Annotated in this window: 14 protein-coding genes and 3 pseudogenes; 5 read left to right on the forward strand and 12 right to left on the reverse strand. The window is 68.4% G+C overall.

Annotated elements, in window-relative coordinates:
* Window positions 1–435 precede the first annotated feature (435 nt).
* Both ACFE87_RS05210 and ACFE87_RS05215 read left to right on the forward strand, forming a co-directional pair.
* On the forward strand, window positions 436–1116 hold the full coding sequence (locus tag ACFE87_RS05210; protein WP_375458561.1) for a ParA family protein: 681 nt from the start codon (window positions 436–438) through the stop codon (window positions 1114–1116).
* Window positions 1113–1517, forward strand: a complete 405-nt coding sequence (locus ACFE87_RS05215; protein WP_375458562.1) for a hypothetical protein — start codon at window positions 1113–1115, stop codon at window positions 1515–1517. The genes ACFE87_RS05210 and ACFE87_RS05215 overlap by 4 nt, the downstream gene beginning before the upstream one ends.
* A 490-nt stretch (window positions 1518–2007) precedes the next feature.
* Here the strand turns inward: ACFE87_RS05215 and repC are convergent, their stop codons facing one another.
* From repC to ACFE87_RS05230, 3 genes are all read right to left on the reverse strand, one after another.
* The gene (repC, locus tag ACFE87_RS05220) at window positions 2008–3303 is read right to left on the reverse strand and encodes a plasmid replication protein RepC (RefSeq protein ID WP_375458563.1); all 1296 of its coding nucleotides are present in this window, start codon (window positions 3301–3303) and stop codon (window positions 2008–2010) included.
* Between the two features lie 549 nt (window positions 3304–3852).
* Window positions 3853–4923 (reverse strand): replication protein RepA, encoded by a 1071-nt coding sequence (locus tag ACFE87_RS05225; RefSeq protein WP_375458564.1) that lies wholly within the window; start codon window positions 4921–4923, stop codon window positions 3853–3855.
* 651 nt (window positions 4924–5574) lie between these two features.
* Window positions 5575–5928, reverse strand: a complete 354-nt coding sequence (locus tag ACFE87_RS05230; RefSeq protein ID WP_375458558.1) for a DUF736 domain-containing protein — start codon at window positions 5926–5928, stop codon at window positions 5575–5577.
* An 857-nt stretch (window positions 5929–6785) separates the two neighbouring features.
* Between ACFE87_RS05230 and ACFE87_RS05235 the strand changes: the two genes are divergently transcribed.
* Together ACFE87_RS05235 and ACFE87_RS05240 are read left to right on the forward strand one after the other, a co-directional pair.
* Window positions 6786–7034 (forward strand): hypothetical protein, encoded by a 249-nt coding sequence (locus ACFE87_RS05235; RefSeq protein WP_375458565.1) that lies wholly within the window; start codon window positions 6786–6788, stop codon window positions 7032–7034.
* Window positions 7035–7140: 106 nt separating this feature from the next.
* The gene (locus ACFE87_RS05240) at window positions 7141–7596 is read left to right on the forward strand and encodes a type II toxin-antitoxin system VapC family toxin (RefSeq protein WP_375458566.1); all 456 of its coding nucleotides are present in this window, start codon (window positions 7141–7143) and stop codon (window positions 7594–7596) included.
* 93 nt (window positions 7597–7689) lie between these two features.
* Here ACFE87_RS05240 and ACFE87_RS05245 read toward each other — a convergent pair whose 3' ends face one another.
* The 6 genes from ACFE87_RS05245 to ACFE87_RS05270 all read right to left on the reverse strand — a co-directional run bounded on the left by ACFE87_RS05245 (window position 7690) and on the right by ACFE87_RS05270 (window position 17813).
* Window positions 7690–8634, reverse strand: a complete 945-nt coding sequence (locus tag ACFE87_RS05245) for a DUF2493 domain-containing protein (protein ID WP_375458567.1) — start codon at window positions 8632–8634, stop codon at window positions 7690–7692.
* 309 nt (window positions 8635–8943) lie between these two features.
* Window positions 8944–10008 (reverse strand): toprim domain-containing protein, encoded by a 1065-nt coding sequence (locus ACFE87_RS05250; protein WP_375458568.1) that lies wholly within the window; start codon window positions 10006–10008, stop codon window positions 8944–8946.
* A 10-nt stretch (window positions 10009–10018) separates the two neighbouring features.
* Window positions 10019–14458 (reverse strand): strawberry notch-like NTP hydrolase domain-containing protein, encoded by a 4440-nt coding sequence (locus tag ACFE87_RS05255; protein ID WP_375458569.1) that lies wholly within the window; start codon window positions 14456–14458, stop codon window positions 10019–10021.
* Window positions 14459–14632: 174 nt separating this feature from the next.
* Complete coding sequence (locus ACFE87_RS05260; protein WP_375458570.1) at window positions 14633–15217, reverse strand: DUF6927 domain-containing protein; 585 nt, start codon at window positions 15215–15217, stop codon at window positions 14633–14635.
* A 96-nt stretch (window positions 15218–15313) separates the two neighbouring features.
* Entirely contained in the window at window positions 15314–17410 is a 2097-nt protein-coding gene (locus ACFE87_RS05265) for a ParB/RepB/Spo0J family partition protein (protein WP_375458571.1), read from the reverse strand.
* A gap of 208 nt (window positions 17411–17618) precedes the next feature.
* The gene (locus ACFE87_RS05270) at window positions 17619–17813 is read right to left on the reverse strand and encodes a hypothetical protein (RefSeq protein ID WP_375458572.1); all 195 of its coding nucleotides are present in this window, start codon (window positions 17811–17813) and stop codon (window positions 17619–17621) included.
* Between the two features lie 44 nt (window positions 17814–17857).
* On the opposite strand from ACFE87_RS05270, the pseudogene ACFE87_RS05275 reads away from it, so the two are divergent.
* Window positions 17858–18552: pseudogene (locus ACFE87_RS05275) on the forward strand (ArdC family protein); the annotation flags it as partial.
* Between the two features lie 102 nt (window positions 18553–18654).
* Here the strand turns inward: ACFE87_RS05275 and ACFE87_RS05280 are convergent.
* The 3 genes and pseudogenes from ACFE87_RS05280 to ACFE87_RS05290 all read right to left on the reverse strand — a co-directional run.
* Window positions 18655–18855, reverse strand: a pseudogene (locus ACFE87_RS05280) (ArdC-like ssDNA-binding domain-containing protein); the annotation flags it as partial.
* 435 nt (window positions 18856–19290) lie between these two features.
* Window positions 19291–19782 (reverse strand): UTRA domain-containing protein, encoded by a 492-nt coding sequence (locus ACFE87_RS05285; RefSeq protein WP_375458593.1) that lies wholly within the window; start codon window positions 19780–19782, stop codon window positions 19291–19293.
* A gap of 87 nt (window positions 19783–19869) precedes the next feature.
* A pseudogene (locus tag ACFE87_RS05290) lies at window positions 19870–20106 on the reverse strand (GntR family transcriptional regulator); the annotation flags it as partial.
* Window positions 20107–20286 lie beyond the last annotated feature (180 nt).

Consider the following 20286-nt stretch of genomic DNA (forward strand, 5'->3'; position numbering starts at 1 on the left):
GTGCAAGCTAAAGTTCCAACTCGCATGCGCTCCCCCCGGATTGGGATTGCCCCCGACGTCTCGGTACCGGCACAGTCCGACCGTGGCCACGCCACACGTTGACAGAATGCTAGCACAAGCTACTGCTAGCTTCCGCTGGCGCTCACTCTCTTTACAGAGAGTGCGCTAGATGTGACATGATCGCAAACTCATTAGAAAGCGTCGACGTGAGGGTGCGTGCAGTTGGTCGAGTCGTGGGGCAATCCGGCCCTTCTTTCCTCATTCGGGGTCTCGTCGCGACTTCCTCGCTCAAGCGGTAGAACGGGAGTGCGACGGCATGATGCCGGAGGTCACCTGTTCTTAGTCGAAGCTGCCAGCCGCGTGCGACCGCACTTGGACCCGACCCTAACCTTTCACGAACGCTTGGGCGCTAGCGTGCCGTAACGGAGGTCTCCCATGCCGGTTATCGCAGTCGCAAATCCCAAAGGTGGAGCAGGAAAATCGACCACCTCGCTCGTGCTCGGCACGACGCTGGCGGCCGCGGGTGCGACCTCGACCGTGATCGATTGCGACCCGAACCATCCGATTCAGACCTGGGCGACCGGCGAGTCCAAGACCGCTCTGAAGGTGCTGGGCGGGATCAAGGAACAGAACATCATCGACGTCATCGATGAGGAAGCGGGCGCACGACAGTTCGTGATCGTCGATCTCGAAGGGACTGCGAGCCGCATGGTGTCGCGCGCGATCACCCGGTCCGACATGGTGCTGATTCCGATGCAGGCCAGCGCCGTCGATGCAGCGCAGGCGGCGCGTGCGGTCGGCCTCGTCCGGGAGGAGGAGAAGGTCGTACGGCGGGACATTCCCTATCGCGTGATGTTCACCCGAACGAGCCCGCAGATCCCGACCAAGAACGAGAAGCTCATCATCGACGAGCTCAGAACGAAGGGTATCGCCGTTCTTTCCAACCACCTGAACCAGCGCACCGCGTTCCAGTCCATGTTCACCTACAAGCTGGCGCTCGACGAGCTGGATCCCGCCGTCGTGAACGGGATCGAAGGCGCTATCAACAATGCGAACCGGCTGACGGGCGAGGTGATCGAGCTCGTGCGGGCGCTTCGCAGGAGGGCCGCAGCATGAGCGAGACCGCGAAAGGCTCGAAGCCGTCCTTCGGGTTCGGAACGCTCGATGACATCGAGCCTCGCGAGCCTCGGGTTACGCCGGGCGAGCGGCCTGCAGCTCGCGACCGATCATCGGCCAAGCCGCAGCCGGCTCCGGCCAAGGAGGGTGCCGTTTCGTTGAAGGGCGCGACCTCAACCCGGGCCGCCGACGACGCGGCCGCGAAGCTCGGCTTCGCCAGCCGCGAGCCACTCCTGAGACGTCGAAAGCGTCAGCCGATCGAGGAGCCTGTCGAGCAGATCAACCTCCGGGCCGCCGTCGCCGACATCAACGTCTTCGTCGAGTGGTGCGAGAACAATCGGTATTCGTACCGCGAAGGCTTCGCCGAGCTCGTCAAGCACATCGACTCGAAAGTGGCTTGAGGACCTGCAGGATCACTGCCGACCTCACGAAAGAGGAAGGGGAGGGGAGGGACCATCCTGGCAAGGTCCCACCCGTCCAGACCCGGACAACGCTCAGCCTCCAGCCATGGAATGCCGCCGTGCCGGCGCCTCGTCCCTAGCCCGTCCTGCCGTGGTCACCACGTCCGCCGCGGTCAGAACGCGAGATCGCCTTCGGCCGCACAGATCAAAGCCATCGCCCGATCGCCAAGATCGGCCCTCGATCACCGTCACGGCAGATTTTGGCACGAAACCTGCCGATCGGGCACCGCGGACAGAGAGAACTGCCCTGATGGCCGCGCGAGGGATCGTCACGCGAGCAGCGACGAGACGCGTCAGCGGCTCGGGGAGCGCCGGCGACGCGGGAAGAGCCCGACCGGCGGAACGCCGGCGCGCTATAACTCCCAAAGAGGCTTCCCTTCGGACGGGGCCCATGGGGCCGTGGTCGACGAGATCTACGATCGGCGACCCATCATCTCCGTTGCCGCTCCCGGCCACGGGGGGCACCCGCCGGCACGGAGGTTCGGCGCGGGGTCGCCGCAGGCTCCTGGCCGCGACCGAGGCGGGCCCTGAGGCCGGTGTTCAGCAAAGCCATCAGGACGGGGCCGAGCGAGAACTGGCCCTCGCGCGCCTTCTCGGTCAGGCTCCGGATATACCCTCCGGGGTTCCGGATCGCCTGCCCACGTTGCAGGATGGCCGCGACCGTGATCGCCGCTTCCGCCTCGCCCAAGGCGGCGCAGGCCTGTTCCCAAGCATCCGGGCTGACGCCCAAGGCGGCTCGGACGATCCGAGCCGTGGCGACGAAGTCGGCCCAGGACGAGATGCCGAACCGGGCATAGGGCACAATGTCGGGACAGGCTTCGAGCACCATCCTCAAAGGATATGACCTCGATGGCTGCTCAGAGGTCGGGTTTTTGGGCACCGCCGTCTGCCCCGTGCTTTCTCGGAAGCTCGGTTCAGATTCTAAGATCAGTTCTGGATTTGAATTCTGATAGTGACGCTCAGTTTGGGACTCATTGGCGCTCGTTTGTTCTGGTGGACGTTGATGAGCCAGCGACTTCCCCACAGACTTGTCCACAGCCGCCCGAAGCGCCCTCAGCTCTCCGGCTGTCCCTTCAAGCACGTCACGGTGCGCGCTCCGGGGGAGGACCCGCTGTTGGGCGAGCTGCACCGTGTACTCGTGCCAAGGTCCGTCGAGGTCGCCGTCGAGCGCAGCCTCGATCGTCTTATCGATGTCACGGCGCAGGATGGTGATCTGTTCGCGCAGGCGCTGGCTGGCACGGCGTTCGGCCCGCGCCTCCTCGGCCCAGCGCTCGAAATCGGCGGATCTTGCAACGAGCGGGGCGAGGTCGAAGCCGAAGGCGGACTCGACCTCGCCCGCGCCGTCGCGCCTCGCGTAGCGCTTGCCGTTCGGACTGTCGCGGCGGATGACGAGCCCCGCACCGACCAGCGCGGTCAGATGCCGGCGAAGCGTCGCCGGCGCCATCCCGTGTGATCGGAGTCCCAGCTCCCGGTTCGACGGGAAGACAATCAGGTCGGAGCCGGCCGTCAGGGCCGTTTCGGGATGAAAGCTGACGAGGGCTCCGAGCACGGCGAGAGCTCGGTCCGAGACACCGAGCCGCTCCTTGGCTTCCGTGATCGCCCGGAAGCACCGCCATTTATGCGTGATCGCGTCGGCAGGGCACTCGTCAGCGAGCGCCTGGGCCGCCATCAGGCCAAGCGTCTGCGGCCGCCGCCCGAAGGGCGTCGTCGGTCGAACATTCTGCATGGGTAGGCGCCTGTCGTCAGGCACAGATCGAGGGTTCGCCGAACCGGCGCACAACGCTTGACAGGGTCGTAGGGAAGTGATTCTTTCCGTGTTGCGAGACGACGGAGAGAGGCTTCCTTACCGGAGACGGTTCGGGGGCCTTTTTCTTATGCCGGGTTGATCCAGAAAAGCGGGTGAGGAGGTACGCCTTCCGCGCTGCGGGCAGCTGGTCGGAAGCTCTTAGAGCTGCGGGGCATCGAGATCGCCAGTTTACCTTCGACACTCGGTGCGTCCGTCAGGGACGCGAGCTTCAGCTTCGCGCGCTGACGCGAGCGCCGCTCAGGCTTCGTGGCGAAGTCGTTTTGCGACGTCCTCATCCCGTGGCTCATCCGTGATGGATCGCTTGGGAGCATGAGCCCCGGCCCTCGCAGCGCAGGCGCCGCTTGCGGACCGGATGACCGCCGTCTAGCATCAGGAGGCTTAGGCCTGATCGTGACGGTGCTCCCGTGGCGATTGGAACGAAGGCCCGCCCCGGCAAGGGCGGGCCTTCGTGTTTTTGGGCCTATCCGCTCATCGCTTGGCCTCGTCGATCAGACGTATGGCGAGAGCAGGCTTCGCTGAACGCCGAGGGCCAGTGGGGCTCCGCAGGCGACGCGTGCTCGCCCCCTTCGAGCTCGGGACGGTGATGAAGGCGCGCCGCAGCTCGGCCGGGTCGGAGCGGCGCATGAGCAAGCCCTCGGAAGTCATGGTGACGTTGGCTTCGGGATACGCATCGAGCGTGCGCTTAATCGATTCCGAGAAGGCCTGCTTGAAGCGCGAGGCGAACTCGCTCGAGCCGAACTGCGCCATGAGATCCCGCCAGGTCAGCAGCTCGCTGTCATCGTGCGAGATCATCGGCAGGCGGTAGCAAAGGTAGACCAGAATATCGATCGCCATGGCGTTGTGGGCGACCTGGCGCAGCCGGCCGGTCGGGATCGGGATCGAATGGCGGGTGAAGCGCTCATGAGCGTTCCGACTCAACATGAGCCCTCGCGGCCACTTCATCGCGCTGTGCTTGCCTGCCGCCCAGAGTTCCAGGTCGTCGTTGCCGAAGGCGCCGGATTCAATGAGGGTTTCACGCTTGAAAACGTGACCGTCGGCGTCGTCTTTAAGCACCATCGTGAAGACCGGGAAGGTCAGCCGGACGAGCTGGTCCTTGGTTGGGCCGATCGAGCCGCGCTCGCCGCCGGAGACAGGCAGCCCGACGGCCTGAAGCCATTCGGTGATCCGCCCCATCTCCATCCAGCGGTCGTCGGCCGACCTGCGATGGTCGCGCGCCTCCGTGGCGAGCCACATGGTGAGAAGCCGTGCCTTGGGGCCGAACGGGACACCGACCTCCAGCGGCCGCCCGTCGGGGAGGATGAAGCGGGCCGGCTCTACCGTCAGCGAGAAGCGGCCGTCCTGCCGGCTCCAGGGCGCGAGCGTATCCTTGGGCTTCCTGAGGGGAAGCCCGGCGATGCAGAAGCCTTTGTGGAGAAAGGTGACGTCCATCCGGCCGTCGAGCGAGCTCGAGGCGCGGGCCTCGAGAGCCGACGGCTCGGTGGGCTCAGGCGGGAGAAGCGCACGCTCCCACAGGGAGAGCTGCCGACTTTCCGAACTCATCGCGGCCTCCGCTCCCAAATCGCCGGTCGACTTTTGACATGAACCGCGAGTCTGGCGGAACCCGCAACACGGGCTTTTCCAAAAGTCAGCGTAACCCGCTCCGGATTTTACAAAATTCAGCGCGCATTGCGGCGCTGCGGCTGTGGGGCAGCCTTCGAACCACCTGAGTGTCAAAAATCAGCGTGACGGGCGCACCAGCGGGAGGCCTGAGCGGCAGCTGATCGCTTCCTCGGTGCTGACCAGAGCGGCAAGGGCGACGTTGAAGCTCGCCAGAGCCTCTATCTACGCTGATTTTTGTAAGTGCGATGCCCTGACCCGATCCCGCCTCGGCCGAGGGGCAAGTGCGAAAAGTCAGCGCTGACCACCGGCCGCGTCCACTACGGTGCCGCGCTGCAGGGACAGAGCGCAGCGGCAGACCCAAGGGTTGACGGAGGCTACGCCGTTTCACGCTGATTTTTGTAAGTGGGGGAGGAGGGAGGGGTCGAGTCGCGAGACCCAGAGCGCCTTCTGGATGCAACCTCCTCGTCGACACCCATCTAGCGCAGTCTGCAAAAAATCAGCGCGGAGAAGGGCGCGATCTAACCTCGCCCGGACCGGAGAGGGGGAGGTTTGCCCCGCCCGGGCATGTTCCGGGCGGGGCTTGGTGAGCCGCTACTGGCGGGTCTGGGGTCGGCGGGTGGCCGGGCGCTTGGCGGGGCGCTTCGGCCGGTTCCAGATCAGGGCGTAGCCGCCCGTGTCGCGGTCCTCGACCAGGTTGGCGAAGATCGGGGCCGGGAGCGAGGGATCGTCGATCCGGACCTGGTGGTAGAGCCGCCCGCTCTCCTTGCCGGTCTTGGCCCAGGCCGCCCCGAGCTCGACCTCGCCCGCGAAGAGCCGGTAGGCGGGAGCGCCCTCCTTGTCGGAGTCGACCGGCTCCATGGACACGGAGGCGTCCAGGTTGAGGGTGCGGATCTGGCCCCGGAGGAAGCCGTGGTCGGAGGTCGTGAAGGTGCCGATGGTCGCCATGGTGCTCTCCTGTCTGTCTCTCAAGGCCGGCCATTCGACCTTGATGGCGATCGACAGGCTGGGGGCGGGAGGCCCGGCACCCGAAGGGTCGAAGCGGAGCGGAGAACGGCAGGCAGACGGCTATTTTGGCTCGCGAGGAATGCCGCAGGCAGGGGAAAATAGCTGGCGGACGCCGTTGCCAGGACGAGCGAGGGAGCGCAGCTCCCGCACCCCGGCCAGATCAGCCCATCACAGGACGACAGGCACGGACCTTCCTAGGACAGACACCCAGGAGAGAACACCCGCGACGCCCCGCGCACACACACCGGCCCAAGGCGAACAACGCAGCCAGACCGCCCCCACCTCGCCGACCCCTCCAGCCGAGACGAACGACTTCGGGCGCGCTCTTCAACCATGCTTCGGGGTTGCACGAGTTCATCGGCGGAGAAGCCGTCCCGGACCGGGCGGCACACCAGTCTGACATCAGCCCACTCTGCCCATCGAGCGCATCAACCTGAAGACGGCGATGCGGGCCGACCCTGGGCGCCGCGGCCGCGACGGGCGACCTGCCGCGCGTGTCCGACCGAGCCCCGCCGCATCTCGAGCTGCCGCGCCCGTCGCCGACAATTCCGGCTCGGGCGAGACCTCCTGGCACGTGCGGCTTCCTCTAGCGCGACAGGACCGGTGCGGACGACTTGCGGGGAGAACGCGCCAGTGATCGTCACCCATAGGGCGGAGACCCGTTGGGGGCTCCGGGCGCGAGCTCCAAGCCGCGCCTAGAGTACGGTCCCGCAGGGAGGCGCCCGAAACTCAGACGCTCTTGGTTCGTGTGACGTATCAGTCTATTTTACACACAGAGAGACATGTCAGGAGGTTTGATGGCAACCCCGCACCCACACATCCGTATCCTGGATGAGGCGAAGGCGTCTGGCTTGCTCGCGGGCGACAAGACGGCCCACGTGAGCATCCGCACGACAGGGTCGCTCATCGCGGCCGCGAAGGAGCGCACGGGGATCGAGTCCACGACCGAGCTTGCGCTCGCGACGCTTGCCCTGCCGGACCCAGTGAGCCGCTTCATGATGGAGACCTATGGGTCGCTGGGGCCGGACCATCAGCTTGACGTTTGATCTCGAAGCGCTGCTGCGACAGATCAAGCCTGAAAAGCGGACCACAGCCCTTCGGCATCGCGCACGCTCGGATCTCCTGCAGGCCGAGCAGCTCAGGCCCGGCCCGATGGCCCTCCTGCCCGATACGACCGTTTACATCGACATGGCGGCGGGCCGCATGCCTCCGTCGGCGTTGGAGCTGATCCGCTCTGCCACGCAGATGCACAGCGCCGTGTGCCTGAGCGAGATCGCCCAGGGCTTGAGTCTCCACGATCCAAAGGCAGCCGGCCATCTTGCCGCGCGTAGACACTATGTCGAGCTGGCGCGGCGCATCCCGCCAAGCCGCGTCCTGGCGCCCGACGACGAGGTCTGGATGCGGGCCGGCGTCCTGACCGGCCTCCTGACCCGCGTGCAGGGCTACCAGCAGCACCAACGCAAGGAGCTGCTCGCCGACGCGCTCATCTATCTCTCGGCCGCGAAGGCCGGCTTTCCGGTTTTGACCCGCAACGCAGGAGATTTCGATCTCCTGAACCAGCTGCACCCGGCAGGCCGCGTTTGTTTACGGGTAGGGGGTTCTTCGTAGCAGTAGGGGCTACGCTGCCCCGCCGCCCGATCGCAGCCAGAGCCGCGTTAACGAGCAGGGGAGGGCAGTGCGGTCGAGAGTGAAGGGCGGCGCTCAAGCGCCGCCCCGGTTCTGGTCGAACCGCATCACCGGGATGCCGAGCTTGCGGGCCTTGTCGGCGAGGTTACCGCTGACGCCGTTGCCCGGGAACACGACGACCCCGACCGGCATGGCCTCAAGCATCTGATCGTTGCGTTTGAACGGTGCGGCGTTCTTGTGCCGGGACCAGTCGGGCTTGAAGACGACCTGCGCGACCTTCCGCGTCTCGGCCCACTTGGCGGCGATCAGCTCGGCGCCCTTCGGCGAGCCTCCGTGCAGCAGGACCATGTCGGCGTGCTTGGTGCGGACACGATCGAGAGCGGACCAGATCCGGTCGACGTCGTTGCACTCGGCTCCGCCGGTGAAGGCGACCCGGGTGCCGACCGGCACCAGCACCTGCGCCTCCGCCCGGCGCTTGGCGTTGATGAAGTCGCGGCTGTCGATCATCGCCGCCGTCAGCGCGCGGTGGTTCACCATCGATCCCGAGCGCGGCCGCCAGGTCGAGCCCGTGTGCGTCTCGAACATCTCGGCCGCGTTGTCCCGCAGGAACTCGAAGGCGTTGCGGCGCTCGACGAGCGTCATTCCCTGCGCGATGAGCCGTTCCAGCTCGACCGACTTCACCTCCGAGCCGTCCTGCTCGCCCTGCATCCGGCGCTGCGCCTGCTCGTTGTCGTCGAGCTCGCGCCCGATCCGGTCGAGGCGGCGGTGGTAGATGTTGACGGTCGACCAGAGGAGGTCGGGGAGGTCGTCCTCGAGCCTCGTGTCGGACAGCATCGCCACGAGGGCGTCGAAGCTGTCGTAGAGGAGGCCGCGGGCGCGGTCCGGGTCGGGGAGGGGCCTCGGGTCAGGCTCGTCCTGGAAGGGCCGGTAGCCGTGCAGCTGAAGAGCGTCCAGGAGATGCGCTGTCGGGGATGATGTGTCGGGAAGGTCGGGATCGAGGTAGGCGGCTTCGTCGAGCATCGGTCGTCTCCGGTCGGTGTCGGCCGCGCCCATCGCGGCCTTCGCGGGCGACGAATGGCCGGAGGCGGAAGCGGGGCTGCACCCGAGAGGGCCGAAGCGCAGCGGAGGACGGCGGGAGGCGGCTATTTTGCTCGCGCGAGGAATGCCGGAGGCAGGGGAAAATAGTCGCCTGACGCCGTTGCGGCCCAGCTCAGGGCGGCACGCCCGGCGCCTCCGGCTCGATCGCCCCTGAAGAAGGCCGGGGCGCGGTGGCTCCGTCCGGAGCAGCCGTCGTTTCGGCGTCGCCTTACCGTCGCGCACGCGCTCCGCTCAGACCCGCTCGACAGAGCTCTCCGTCTCACCAGCGAACCGCTCCCGGTCCTTGGCCGCGAGCTGACGCACCACCCGTCTCCGGAACGCCTCCAGCCCCATCCGCTGCAGGTCGACGTTGAAGTCGCCGAACGCCGGCCAGAGGCTTCGGATCTCGATCGCCCCTCCGCCCCAGCGCGACCGCAACCGACGCTCCGCCCGCCAGCCCTCCGGATCGTTGTCGCGGGCGACATAGACGCGACGCACGCCGGACGGCAGCTCGACCGCGGCGAGGTGCCGGGCCGAGAGCCCGGCCAGCACCGGCAGGCAGGGGAGGGCGCTACGAAGCGACAGCATCGTCTCGACGCCCTCGCCGACCGCGAGCACGTCCCGCACGAGCCCGAGCCGGACCGCGCCTCCGAGCTGGTGTCCCAGCGACCGCCGAGGATCCCTGAGCGGCGCTTTCTCGGGCCTGTCCCGATCAAGCCAGGTGCGCTGGACGGCCGTGATCTCGCCGTCGACGTCCGTGATGGCGGCGATCAGCGCCGGCCACAGCTGCGGGTCATCGCGGTCGTCCTCGCGATAGTAGCAGGCCGGGTGGAAGCGCAGGTTCCAGAGGTCACGGAGCGGCGCCGTCACGCCGCGGGCGCGCAGGTAGGCCTCGGCCGGCGTGCTCGAGATCGGACGGGCCTTGCCGAACAGGCGCCTCGCCGCCTCCGGCGACCCACGACGCGCCGGTGCGCACGAGGGCGTCTCACGATGCTCGACCGGCGGCAGGCTGAGCACGTCCCGGGCCTCGTCCAGCGTCTCCCGAAGCGTCGCCAGCCCACGGCTGAGCCGGATGAGGTCGAGCAGGTCGCCATGCTCGCCTGTGGCGGCGTCGGCCCACTTGCCGGCCGCGCCCCGCCCGGCGCTCGGGCCTGTGAGCCGGACATAGAGAGACCGGCCTCGGTTGTTCTGGACGTCACCGACGATCCAGTAGCGGCCGGAGCGCCGGCCGTTCGAGAGGTAGCGCCGGCACACGTCGTCGGCGCGCTCGGCGAGCCGCCGCGCGAGGTCGGCGGCAGGGGAGGGGAGGGGAGACATGGCGCCCTCCTCACGCCGCCGCCGCGGCGCGCGAGACGCAGCGCCGGAGCGGGTTGCGCTCGAGCAACCGCTCGAGGGTCGCCGGACCCGAGGTGCCGACCGGCACGAACAGGCGCAGCTTCCAGCTGATGATCTCGGAGACGAGCCCGAGCGCCTTCAGCCGGTCGACCGCGCCGTCGGTGAAGCCGGCGAGCTCGACCCGGCTCGCGCCCATCACGGTCGCGCGCCGAACCTGCAGTCCTTCCGCGAGCAGGAGCGTGGCGCTGTCCGACAGCACGGCCCGGAACGCGTCGGCGGCCGAGAGGGCCGGGCCACCCTCGATCCCGAGGTCCTGCGCCAACACGTCGACGCCCGCCGGCGAGATCAGCCGGCCGATGATCCGCTCACCATCATCCGTCGCGAGCCGGTAGACGCGGCAGCCCTCGGCGGACGGCAAGCGCCGCCAGATCGGCAGGAGCAGCCCGGCCACGACGTAGAAGCTCGACTCGGAGAACTCCGGCACGGAGGCGAGCTCGGCCGACCAGGCGCGCGCGAACGCCTCCGGCTCGGCCTCGCGCCACTGCGTCGCCCCGAGCGCGTCCAGGCTCATGGCCAGCCGGTCGCTCGGACGCAGGAGCCGGATCCGGGCCTCGACGGAGCCGTCATCCAGCACGAGGCTCGGGCAGGAGACCTGGACGGCGGCTCGGCCCGACTGCGCGTTCACGAGAAGCCTCGCCCCGCGGTCACCAGAGCGAAGGACGGCATCGTCCAAAGTCAGCGGCCGGTTGCGGTCGAGGCGGGCGATCTTGAGGAGGCGCGTCTCGGCACCGCTGCTCGGATGCGTGTAGACCGTGCGGCGCTCAACCACCCGGAGGCCCTCGGCCGTGAGCGTCTCGACGCCGACGTCGTATGTCCCGGACGCGACCGCGCCCTCGATGCCGGCCGCTAGCAGGCCGTCGAAGACGTCGAACAGCGCGTTCTGGAGCGAGATGGGCAGGGCGAGAAGCCGGTTCAAGTAGGTGGTGATCGGCGGCAATTCCTCCTTCAGCGAGCCGTCGCGGTCGGTCAGCGCGAGTCCGGTCGCAGCCTCGAAGCGCTGCAGGCTGCACGCCTCGACCTTGCCGGCGTAAAGCAGCCGGTAGAGCTGCCGAAGCGCCGCCTTGGCGTAGACGCTCTCCAGGTTGTCATCGGCCCGGAACAGGCCCTGGCCGCCGGTCTGGCGCTGGCCCTTGGTGATGGCGCCAAGCGTGTCGAGGCGGCGGGCGATGGTCGACAGGAAGCGCTTCTCGCCCTGCACGTTCGTCGCCACCGGCCGGAACAGCGGCGGCTGGGCCTGGTTCGTCCGGTTCGATCGACCGAGCCCCTGGATCGCGGCGTCCGCCTTCCAACCGGGCTCGAGCAGGTAGTGCACCCGCAGCCGGCGGTTCTTCGCTCCGAGGTCTGCGTGGTAGCTTCGGCCCGTCCCGCCCGCCTCCGAGAAGACCAGGATGCGCTTCTCGTCGTCCATGAAGGCCTGGGCCTCGGCGAGGTTGGCCGAGCCGGCCCGGGCCTCGACCGCCAGCCGGTCGATGCCATCGCGGCCGACCCGGCGCACGATCCGGCGCGATCGCCCTGTGACCTCGGCGACTGCCTTCGTCCCGAAGCGCTGGACGAGCTGGTCGAGCGCGCCCGGCACGGGCGGCAGCGACGCGAGCTTCTCGATCATGCGGTCGCGCCGCTCGCAGGCGTCGCGCGACTGCACCGGCTGCCCATCCCGGAACACGGGCCGGGAGGACAGGTTGCCGTCGCCGTCCGTGAACGGCTCGAAGAGCTGCGTCGGGAAGGAATGGGCCAGGTAGTCGAGAACGTATTCGCGGGGGGTGATGTCGACGGTGACGTCGTTCCACTCGGCCGTCGGGATCTCAGCGAGGCGGCGCTCCATGAGCGCCTCCCCGGTCGAGACGATCTGCACGATCGCGGCGTGGCCGGCCGCGAAGTCGCGCTCGATCGAGGCGATCAGCGTCGGCGCCTTCATGGCGGTGATGAGGTGGCCGAAGAAGCGCTGCTTCGCGCCCTCGAATGCGGACCGCGCCGCCGCCTTGGCCTGGGCATTCAGCGTGCCGCGCTCGCCCGTGATGTTCACGGCCTCGAGCGCCGCATTCAGGTTGTTGTGGATCACCTCGAAGGCGCCCGCATAGGCGTCGTAGATGCGCGTCTGCTCAGGCGTGAGCGGGTGCTCGACCATCTCGTAGGCCACGCCCTCGTAGGACAGCGAGCGGGCCGCGTAGAGCCCGAGCGCCTTGAGATCCCGCGCCAGCACCTCCATGGCGGCGACGCCCCCGGCCTCCATGGCCTCGACGAACTCGGCCCGGGTCGTGAACGGGAAGTCCGCGCCGCCCCAGAGGCCGAGGCGCTGGGCGTAGGCGAGGTTGTGCACCGTGGTCGCGCCCGTCGCCGAGACGTAGAGCACGCGCGCGTCCGGCAGGGCGTGCTGGAGGCGGAGCCCGGCGCGGCCCTGCTGCGACGGCCCCTGGTCGCCGCGTCCGGATGTGACGCCGCCCGCACCGGACGTTCCGGCGGCGTTCTGCATCGCGTGCGCCTCGTCGAACACGACGACGCCGTCGAAGGCGGGCCCGAGCCACTCGACGATCTGGGCGAGGCGCGAAGCCTTGCCGTCGCGCTCGGCCGAGCGCAGCGTCGCGTAGGTCGTGAACAGGACCCCCTCGTCGAGCCGGATCGGCTTACCCTGGGCGAAGCGCGACAGGGGCGTGACCTGCAGGCGTTCCTGACCGAGCGCCGCCCAGTCGCGCTGGGCGTCCTCGATCAGCTTGTCGGACTTTGACACCCACAGCGCGCGCCGGCGACCCTGGAGCCAGTTGTCCAGGATGACGCCCGCGACCTGCCGGCCCTTGCCGCAGCCGGTGCCGTCGCCGAGGAACCACCCCCGCCGGAACCGGACGGCGTCCTCCTGATCCTCGGACGCGGCCGACAGGTTGTCGTAGGTCACGTCGACCAGCCAGGACCCGGCGAGGAGCCCGGCATGGGCCTCGCCCGCATAGACCACGCTCTCGAGCTGCGCGTCCGAGAGCTGGCCGTCGGCGACGACCGACGCCGGCAGCCGAGGGCGATAGCTCGGGGAGGGAGGTGCGACGGACGCCATCGCGATCGACTGGACGAGCGTCGTCGGGTGCGGCTTCGCTCCCGGAATGCGGAGGCGCTGCAAGCCGTACGGCTCGTAGAGCGAGCCGGACGAGGGCTGCCGGAGAGGTGCGTCAGCGGTGGCCGCCGCATCGACGACGTCGTAGGCGAGCTCGACGCCGGATGGGCTCAGGCCGAGAAGCGACCGCGACGGTTGCCGAGAGGAGCCGATGACGACGGGGCGACGCGCGCAGGAAGCACCGACCCGCGCGAAACCCGAACCGGCAGGAGAGGGGAGGGCCGCGGCGCGCGGCGGCACGTGCTGGTCGACGAGCGTTAGCAGCTCGGCCGCCCTCTCGACGGTTCCGGCCGACGCCGGAAAGGAGCTGGGATCGGCCGCGGGCTCGCGGTCGATCACGGTGAGGCGCGTCTCGACCGTCGTGCCGTGCCGCGCGAAGACGCGCCCGGCGATCGCGGCCGTGAACACGACGCGTCCGGTCTCCTGCAGCCGGACGAACCCGTCCCGCGCGGCTGGATGCTCGGGCGACAGGCTGGCGCCGGTGATGGCAACCAAGCGGCCGCCTGGCGCGAGCCGGGCCAGCGCCGAGGTTAGGTGGCGGTGCGCCGCGCCCCGGACCGGGCCGTCGACGCTCGCCAGGGCCGAGAAGGGCGGGTTCATGATGACCACCGTCGGCCGGACGCCCCCGTCGAGGTGATCGTCGATCTGTGCCGCATCGTGCCGGGTGACGACCGCGTCCGGGAACAGCCGAGCGAGCAGGTCGGCCCGACCGGTCGCGAACTCGTTCAAGGCGAGCCGGATGCTCCCGCCGGCGATCCGGCCCGCGGTCGCGGCACTCGCGAGTTCGGCCATGACGGCGAGGAGCCCCGTCCCGGCGGACGGCTCCAGCACGAGGTCGCCCGGCCGGATTCCGGCCGCGGCCGCGACGACGTGCGCGAGCTCGACCGGCGTCGAGAATTGCTGGAGCGCTTGGCCTTCCTCTGATCGGCGGGTCTGGATCGGCAGCAGCCCCGCGACCCGGGCCAGCATGGCGCCGAACGCGCCCGCCGTGCCGGCGCGACGGCTCATGGCCGGGCCGAAGCGGCGCAGGAACAGCACCTGCGCGGCCTCGCAGGCCTCGTAGGCGTCCTTCCAGGCCCAGCAGCCCTCGGCGTCGGAGCCACCGAACGCCGCCTCCATCATCGGCCTGAGAACGCTGGCGTCGACCGGCTCGCCCCGGGTCAGCAACGGTAGGATGGCGTTCGCGGCCGCCATGATCCGATCGGCGTAGCCGAACGGCTCGGATAGCGGCTGGCGGTTGGGGGAGGGTAGGGCGCACAGGACGGCTTGGGACATCGGGCGTCTCGGGAGAGCGGAGGGCGAAGCCGGCGGGCGCTCTCTCCACCCCGCTCCGGCTCACCCCTTCCCGGCCTTCCTCTCCCTCTCCCGGCCTCCTTCCCGCCTACGGCGAACAGCAGAAAGGCCCGACGTCACCGCCGGGCCTGCCTGATCCAAGATACTATGCGTGCGTCAGCCCATGACGCGGTACGACCGGCTCGCGACCATCGCGACCCGATAGAGTCCGCGACCCTCGAGATCCCGGAAGAGCACCGAACGCGCGGAGCGCGGGTGCTCGGCAACCACGAGTCGATCGAGGCGGCGGCCGTCCCTGAACGCGACCGGCTCCTCGATCACGACGGTCTGGCCGGGGCGGGGCCGCGGCCTTCGGCCCGACTGCCGCCGCTCGGCCGCGCGGGCGCGACAGCGGGCGCGCCACTCGACGGCGTACGGCGCCTCGGTCGGGGTCAGGAGGCCGAGGATCGCTGCCTGGCACTCGGACTCGACCGGCCCCATGCCCTCGTCCATGTCCTTGTAGCCGAAGACGTAGCCTTCGCGGTCGTTCGGGTTGTAGCGAACCAGGCAGATGATTGCGGCGACCTGCCGATCGCCGTCAGCCCGCATCCGCTCGACGGCGGCGTAGTAGGTGCGGAGCCGGACGAGCGCGGAGCGGAGCACGCGACAGCGTTTCTCCGCGGTCTCGAAGGTGAACTGAGCGTCGAGATACTCGCGCGGGCCTGCGTGGATCCCGAGCGAGCGCATGTACAGCCAGCCCATGGCGGCGTTCCTGTCTGAGAGAAAAGGGGAGGGGAGGCGGCCCGGTGGTCCGGACCGAAAAGGAGCCCGGGACGCGGGGCGCCCCGGGCAGGCCGACTACTCGGCGGCGATGAAATGCCGCGCGTCGCGAGCCTCGCCGACATCGGTGAGATACGCCGGCAGCTCGGCGTCGAGGTCGGCGTCGGTGTCGTCCGGCGCGGCCGGCTCGGCCGGCTCGGCCGAGCCGGAAAGCGGCAGCACGGGGGCGTCGAGGCCCGGGGTGCGCAGCGGCTCGGGCAGCCAGCCCGTGCCGGCGATCAGACGCTCGGCTTCCTTCGCCATCTCGGGCTTCTTGAGGTGGTCGATCAGCTGGGCGGCCGAGTTCCCCTTCGCCTCACGCACGGCCTGGAGGATCCGAGCCTTCGTGACCCGGCCGAGATAGCCGTCGGCGGTCGGCGACCAGGACGCGGCGACATCGAGACCGAGCGCGCCGGCCAGCACGTCGGCATGCGCGATCCGGCCGATTCCGCGGTTCCAGGGCTCGTGTACGGCGTTGACGGTCACTCCGACGCAATGCGCGAACAGGGCCCGTCGGCTCTCGCCGTCGAGCGCGACGAGCGCATCCCAGAGCGCGTCCGCGCTATCGGGGAGCCGATGGCGCCAGTCGCCCTGCCGGGCCTCGATCGCCCGCGCCGGCGCCGTATCGGCAAGGCCAGGTGCCTGCACGGAGAACCCCGCGCTCTTCGCCTCGATCTCCAGGCATGAGCTGTAGCCGAACCGGTACAGGGTCCTCAGCGCCAGCGCGTGGAGGGCGGCCAGGAACGCGACCTCGAAATCGCCAGCGAGCGCGTCACGAAGCGCGACCGTGCGATGCGCGGTCAGCTCGGTCAGGAGCCGCTCCGGCAGTGGCCGGATGCCGTCCTCCTCGTCCGGCGTGTCGGGCGCCGGCGCGGGGCCGCCGACGCCGGCCGTCGACGGTCGCTCGACCTCCGGCCGGGCTCCCTCGCCATCGTCCGAGCAGTCCACGGCAGGCTCGACGGGCAGCTCATCCTCGGATCGGATCCAGCCCCGATCGATCGCGACGGCTCCGCCGTAGTCGAGGCTGACAAACACGCCCGCCCGGGCGACCTCGTCCGGATCGGAGATGCGGGGCCGGTCCTCGATGCGGGCAAGCGCGGTCTCGAGCTCGGCGAGCCGCGCGTCGACCTCCTCCGGCAGATAATCGTTGGATCCGGCGTGCTCGGCTTCGAGACTGTCGTACTCGGCGCGGAGCCGATCGTGCTCCGTCTGCTCGGCCGCGCTTGGGGCCGCTTCAGTCGAGGCGAGGCGCCGGAGCCCGAAGGTGTGCCCGTACGAGAAGTCGGGGGCGACCTCGACCCACCTCCAGCCTTCGGACCTGATGGCCTCGGCCGCGGTCTCCAGCTTCTCGCGAACGAGCCGCTCCAGCAGCGCCGGATCGTCGAACCAGCCGCCGCCATCCTGCTGGAACAGGTCGCGTACGACCGAGCCGCCGGCCGCTTCGTACGTCTCTGCCCCGACGAACACCGCGCGCTTATCGCTCGCCTTCACGGCGTGCTCGGTCAGGAGCCGGCGTATCGCATACGGCTCCCGGCTGTGGCTGCGGGCCAGGGCGTCCCAGACCTGCTCCTGCCGGGCATGGTCGCTCGTGACGCAGAACGCCATCAGCTGTTCGAGCGTGAGTTCGCCGCCGGCGTAGAGGTCGAGGAGCTTGGCCGAGGCGGCCGCGAGCTTGAGCCGCTGGCGCACGACCGCGGGCGTAACGAAGAACCGGGCCGCAATCTCCTCGTCGCCGATCCCATGCTCGTTCCGGAGCGCCTGGAAGGCCCGGAACTGATCGAGCGGATGCAGGGCCTCGCGCATCGTGTTCTCGGCGAGCGAGTCCTCTTCGGCGACCCCGTCCGTACGCACGATGCAGGGCACCTTGACGGTTGCCGACATCCGCTTCTTCTTGACGAGGAGCTTCAGCGCCTCGAAGCGGCGCCCGCCGGCCGGCACCTCGAACGCGCCCGTCTCGTCGCCGTCGGCGTCGAGCACCGGGCGGACCGAGAGGGACTGGAGCAGGCCGCGACGCGCGATATCTTCGGCCAGCTCCTCGATCGAGACGCCGGCCTTGATCCGGCGCACGTTTGCCTGGCTGAGGTGGAGCTTGTTCAGGGGTACATCCCGCACCCCGTTCAAGACGATCTTCGACATTGGGAGGTCTCCGCGACGGGCCGGACCAGAGGCTCTCTCTCGCCCTCCTCGCCCGTCACGAAGCCCCAGGCTTCTCTCTCCCTCTCAGCTTGAGGGTTCGCTCGCCGGCTCAAGGTTATGCACCTCGGCTCCGCCGCCCGGTATGCCGCCGCTAGGACCGTCAGGGGCGCGTAGGAGAGGGCGTTGGAAGGCGGCTCGCCGATGGCGATCATGGGCCCCCAACCGCGAGGCGGCAGACCTCCTCGAACACGACCTCGCGGCTGTCGATCACTGGCAGGCCGGCCGCGATGCAGGCGGCCTTGATGGGCTCGACGTCGTAGCCCGACAGTCGGCAGCCCAGGTCGTACCAGAGAGTGTCCCGGCCGCGGCCGATCACGAGATGGCCTCCATCGGTCGCGAGCACGCGTGCGATGCGCGACTCGTCCGTAGGGTCCGCCTGGGCAAGCGGGACGATCTTATTCAGGGATCAACGTTCTGCTGCTCTGGGGCGCCGTGGTCGAGCGCGGCTACGCGAGGCAGTCCTGGTTAACCTTCCGCCAGGCGCTCGGTCTCGGCGGCTGTGTCCGGAAGGGCGAGCGCGGCACGAACGTCGTGTTCGCCGACCGGTTCACGCCGCAGGACGAGCGAGAGCGGGCGTGGCGCGACGGCGACGATCGGCGCGCGGCATCCACTTTCTTGAGCGCTTCACCATATTCAACATCGAGCAGTGCGACGGCTTGCCAGAAGAGGTGGGCGCGCCGGTGCCGCCTGTCTCTAAGAATTCGACCCTGCCTCAGGTCGCGGACCCCATCCGCGCCAGCTGCGCCGATCTCCGCATCGGAGGCGATCGAGCCTACTACGATCCTCACGCCGACCTCATCCGCGTCCCGCCAACGCAAGCCTTTCACACGCCGATCGATTGGCACCGGACGGCGCTGCACGAACTCGGCCATTGGTCGGTGGCTGTCAATCGGCTCGCCCGCAACCAAACTGGCGTTTTCGGCTCGCAAGCCTATGCGCAGGAAGAGCTCGTCGCCGAGACGACGGCCGCCTTCAGCTGCGCAACGTTCGGGATCGAGCCGACGGTGCGTCATGCTGACTACATCGGCTCCCGGCTCAAGGTCTTACGCCAGGATGATCTGGCGATCGTGCGCGCCGCCTGAGCCGCGTCGAAGGCTGCCGATTCCTGCTCGCCTTCAGACCAGATCCACAGCCGGCCGCCTCCGAGCCGGAGGCACCGCGAAGACCGGCCCGTTTCCACCCGGCGTGGCGGCGTTCTTCGGCAACCCGAGCGAGGGTCCGCCCGCCCGGCGCCAGGGTTGGGACCAGGGCACGCAGCCGGCTTCGAGTTGGCCGATGATCTTTTCGGTGATCTCCTGGTAGAGGCTCCGGCCGGGCGGCCGGTGATAGTGGTTGCTGGACCTCGCCGTCTCCCGTGGCGACGTCCTAGCTGCATGTCGCGGCATGACGAATCTCCGCGACGGGCGAGCAAGCTCTCTCTCGCTCTCCGACCCGTCGTGGCCACCGAAGCTTTCGCTTTCTCTCCCGCGTGACACATGGCCTGGAACCTTCCGTCGAGTGCAGAAGCGCTCCGGATTCGGCGGCGGGACCGAGTAGGTCAGTAGGCTGACCGCCTCGTTGACGTCGTCGAAAGTATCGTCGGTCAGTTACGTTCTGTTAGCGGGTCAGCGCGCCAGGGTATTCACCTTGTAGTTCGGCTGGGCATCGATGTTCATTGTAGAAAGCAGTATTGAACAAGGGTCGGCCTGAAAGACGAGACTCGGTTAGAAGGGGGGATGGCAAAAATCATTCAGCGATCATTGGGAAGTTTCGCCCGCTGACGCGCGCACTGGACCTTCACTAACCACGACCGCGATAGCATCAGCGCTGAAATGCTCGGGTTATCGAGAGTGCAAAAATGCACTTTCCACGAGCCCAAACGAGGCGGTTTCGGTCGCCCCGTCGTGCGACGGACGCGATGTTCTGCTAATAAGCCGTCGTCGCGTGCCCGGATGTACAAAACGAGTGTATGTCGTCAGAAGATCTCCAAGCCACGTTTTCCGAAAAACGATCAGGCAGGCCTCGCCCCTCCTGATCTTAAGCAATCTCTTGGTTTCGGCATTCGGAAGCCCGGCCTCGATGATCTGCTCCGCCTGATCTGCGGGCGCAATCATCTGAAGGTAGTCCGTGGTGGAACGCTCTCGGAAATCTTGAGCGAGGTAAGAAGGCGCAAATTCGGGAAGGACGAGCCGATCCTCTAATTGGATGGGAGTGCCATCAGCAAGATAGACAATCACGCTGTGAAAGACGTCAACTCCAGCTTTGACGTTCATCTCTGCAGCGATTTCGGGAGCGAGCGCCACGGTCTCCAGACGCTGTACGTCGATGCTCAAAGAGCGTCCCGCTGATCGAACTTCGTCTGCGATGTTGTATATACTCGAAGCCGACGAAGTTTCGCTCCTAGCCTGAACGAACGTTCCGAGTCCATGAACCCGCTCGAGACGTCCTTCTTGAGCGAGCTCGCGCAAGGCTCGGTGAGCGGTGAGACGCGAGACTTGAAATAGTCCCGCGAGTTCGTTCTCGCTTGGGACCCGATCGCCCGACGCGAGACTTCCGGAGGCGATCAGGTTCACAACGTGGTGCTTGATCCGCTTGTAAGGAGGCAGCGTTACCGGTCCTGGTGTCGATTTCGGCTCCTGAGTGGTCCTCATGCTCATGATCTCAGGTTCTCGACGCCCGCGATCGTTTGACCGCGGCAGTAAGTCTGGATGACCCCGGCGAGCGAGCTCGCGGGCCTATCCAAAGATAATCCACGACCCTCGCCGCGGGCGAGGAGGTCTGCGGCTCTGATCGGCAGGAGATGGACCCCGGCGAAGCCACGGGCGAACTCCTGCACA

The sequence above is a fragment of the uncultured Enterovirga sp. genome, from assembly GCF_964242715.1.
Lineage (GTDB): Bacteria > Pseudomonadota > Alphaproteobacteria > Rhizobiales > Beijerinckiaceae > Enterovirga.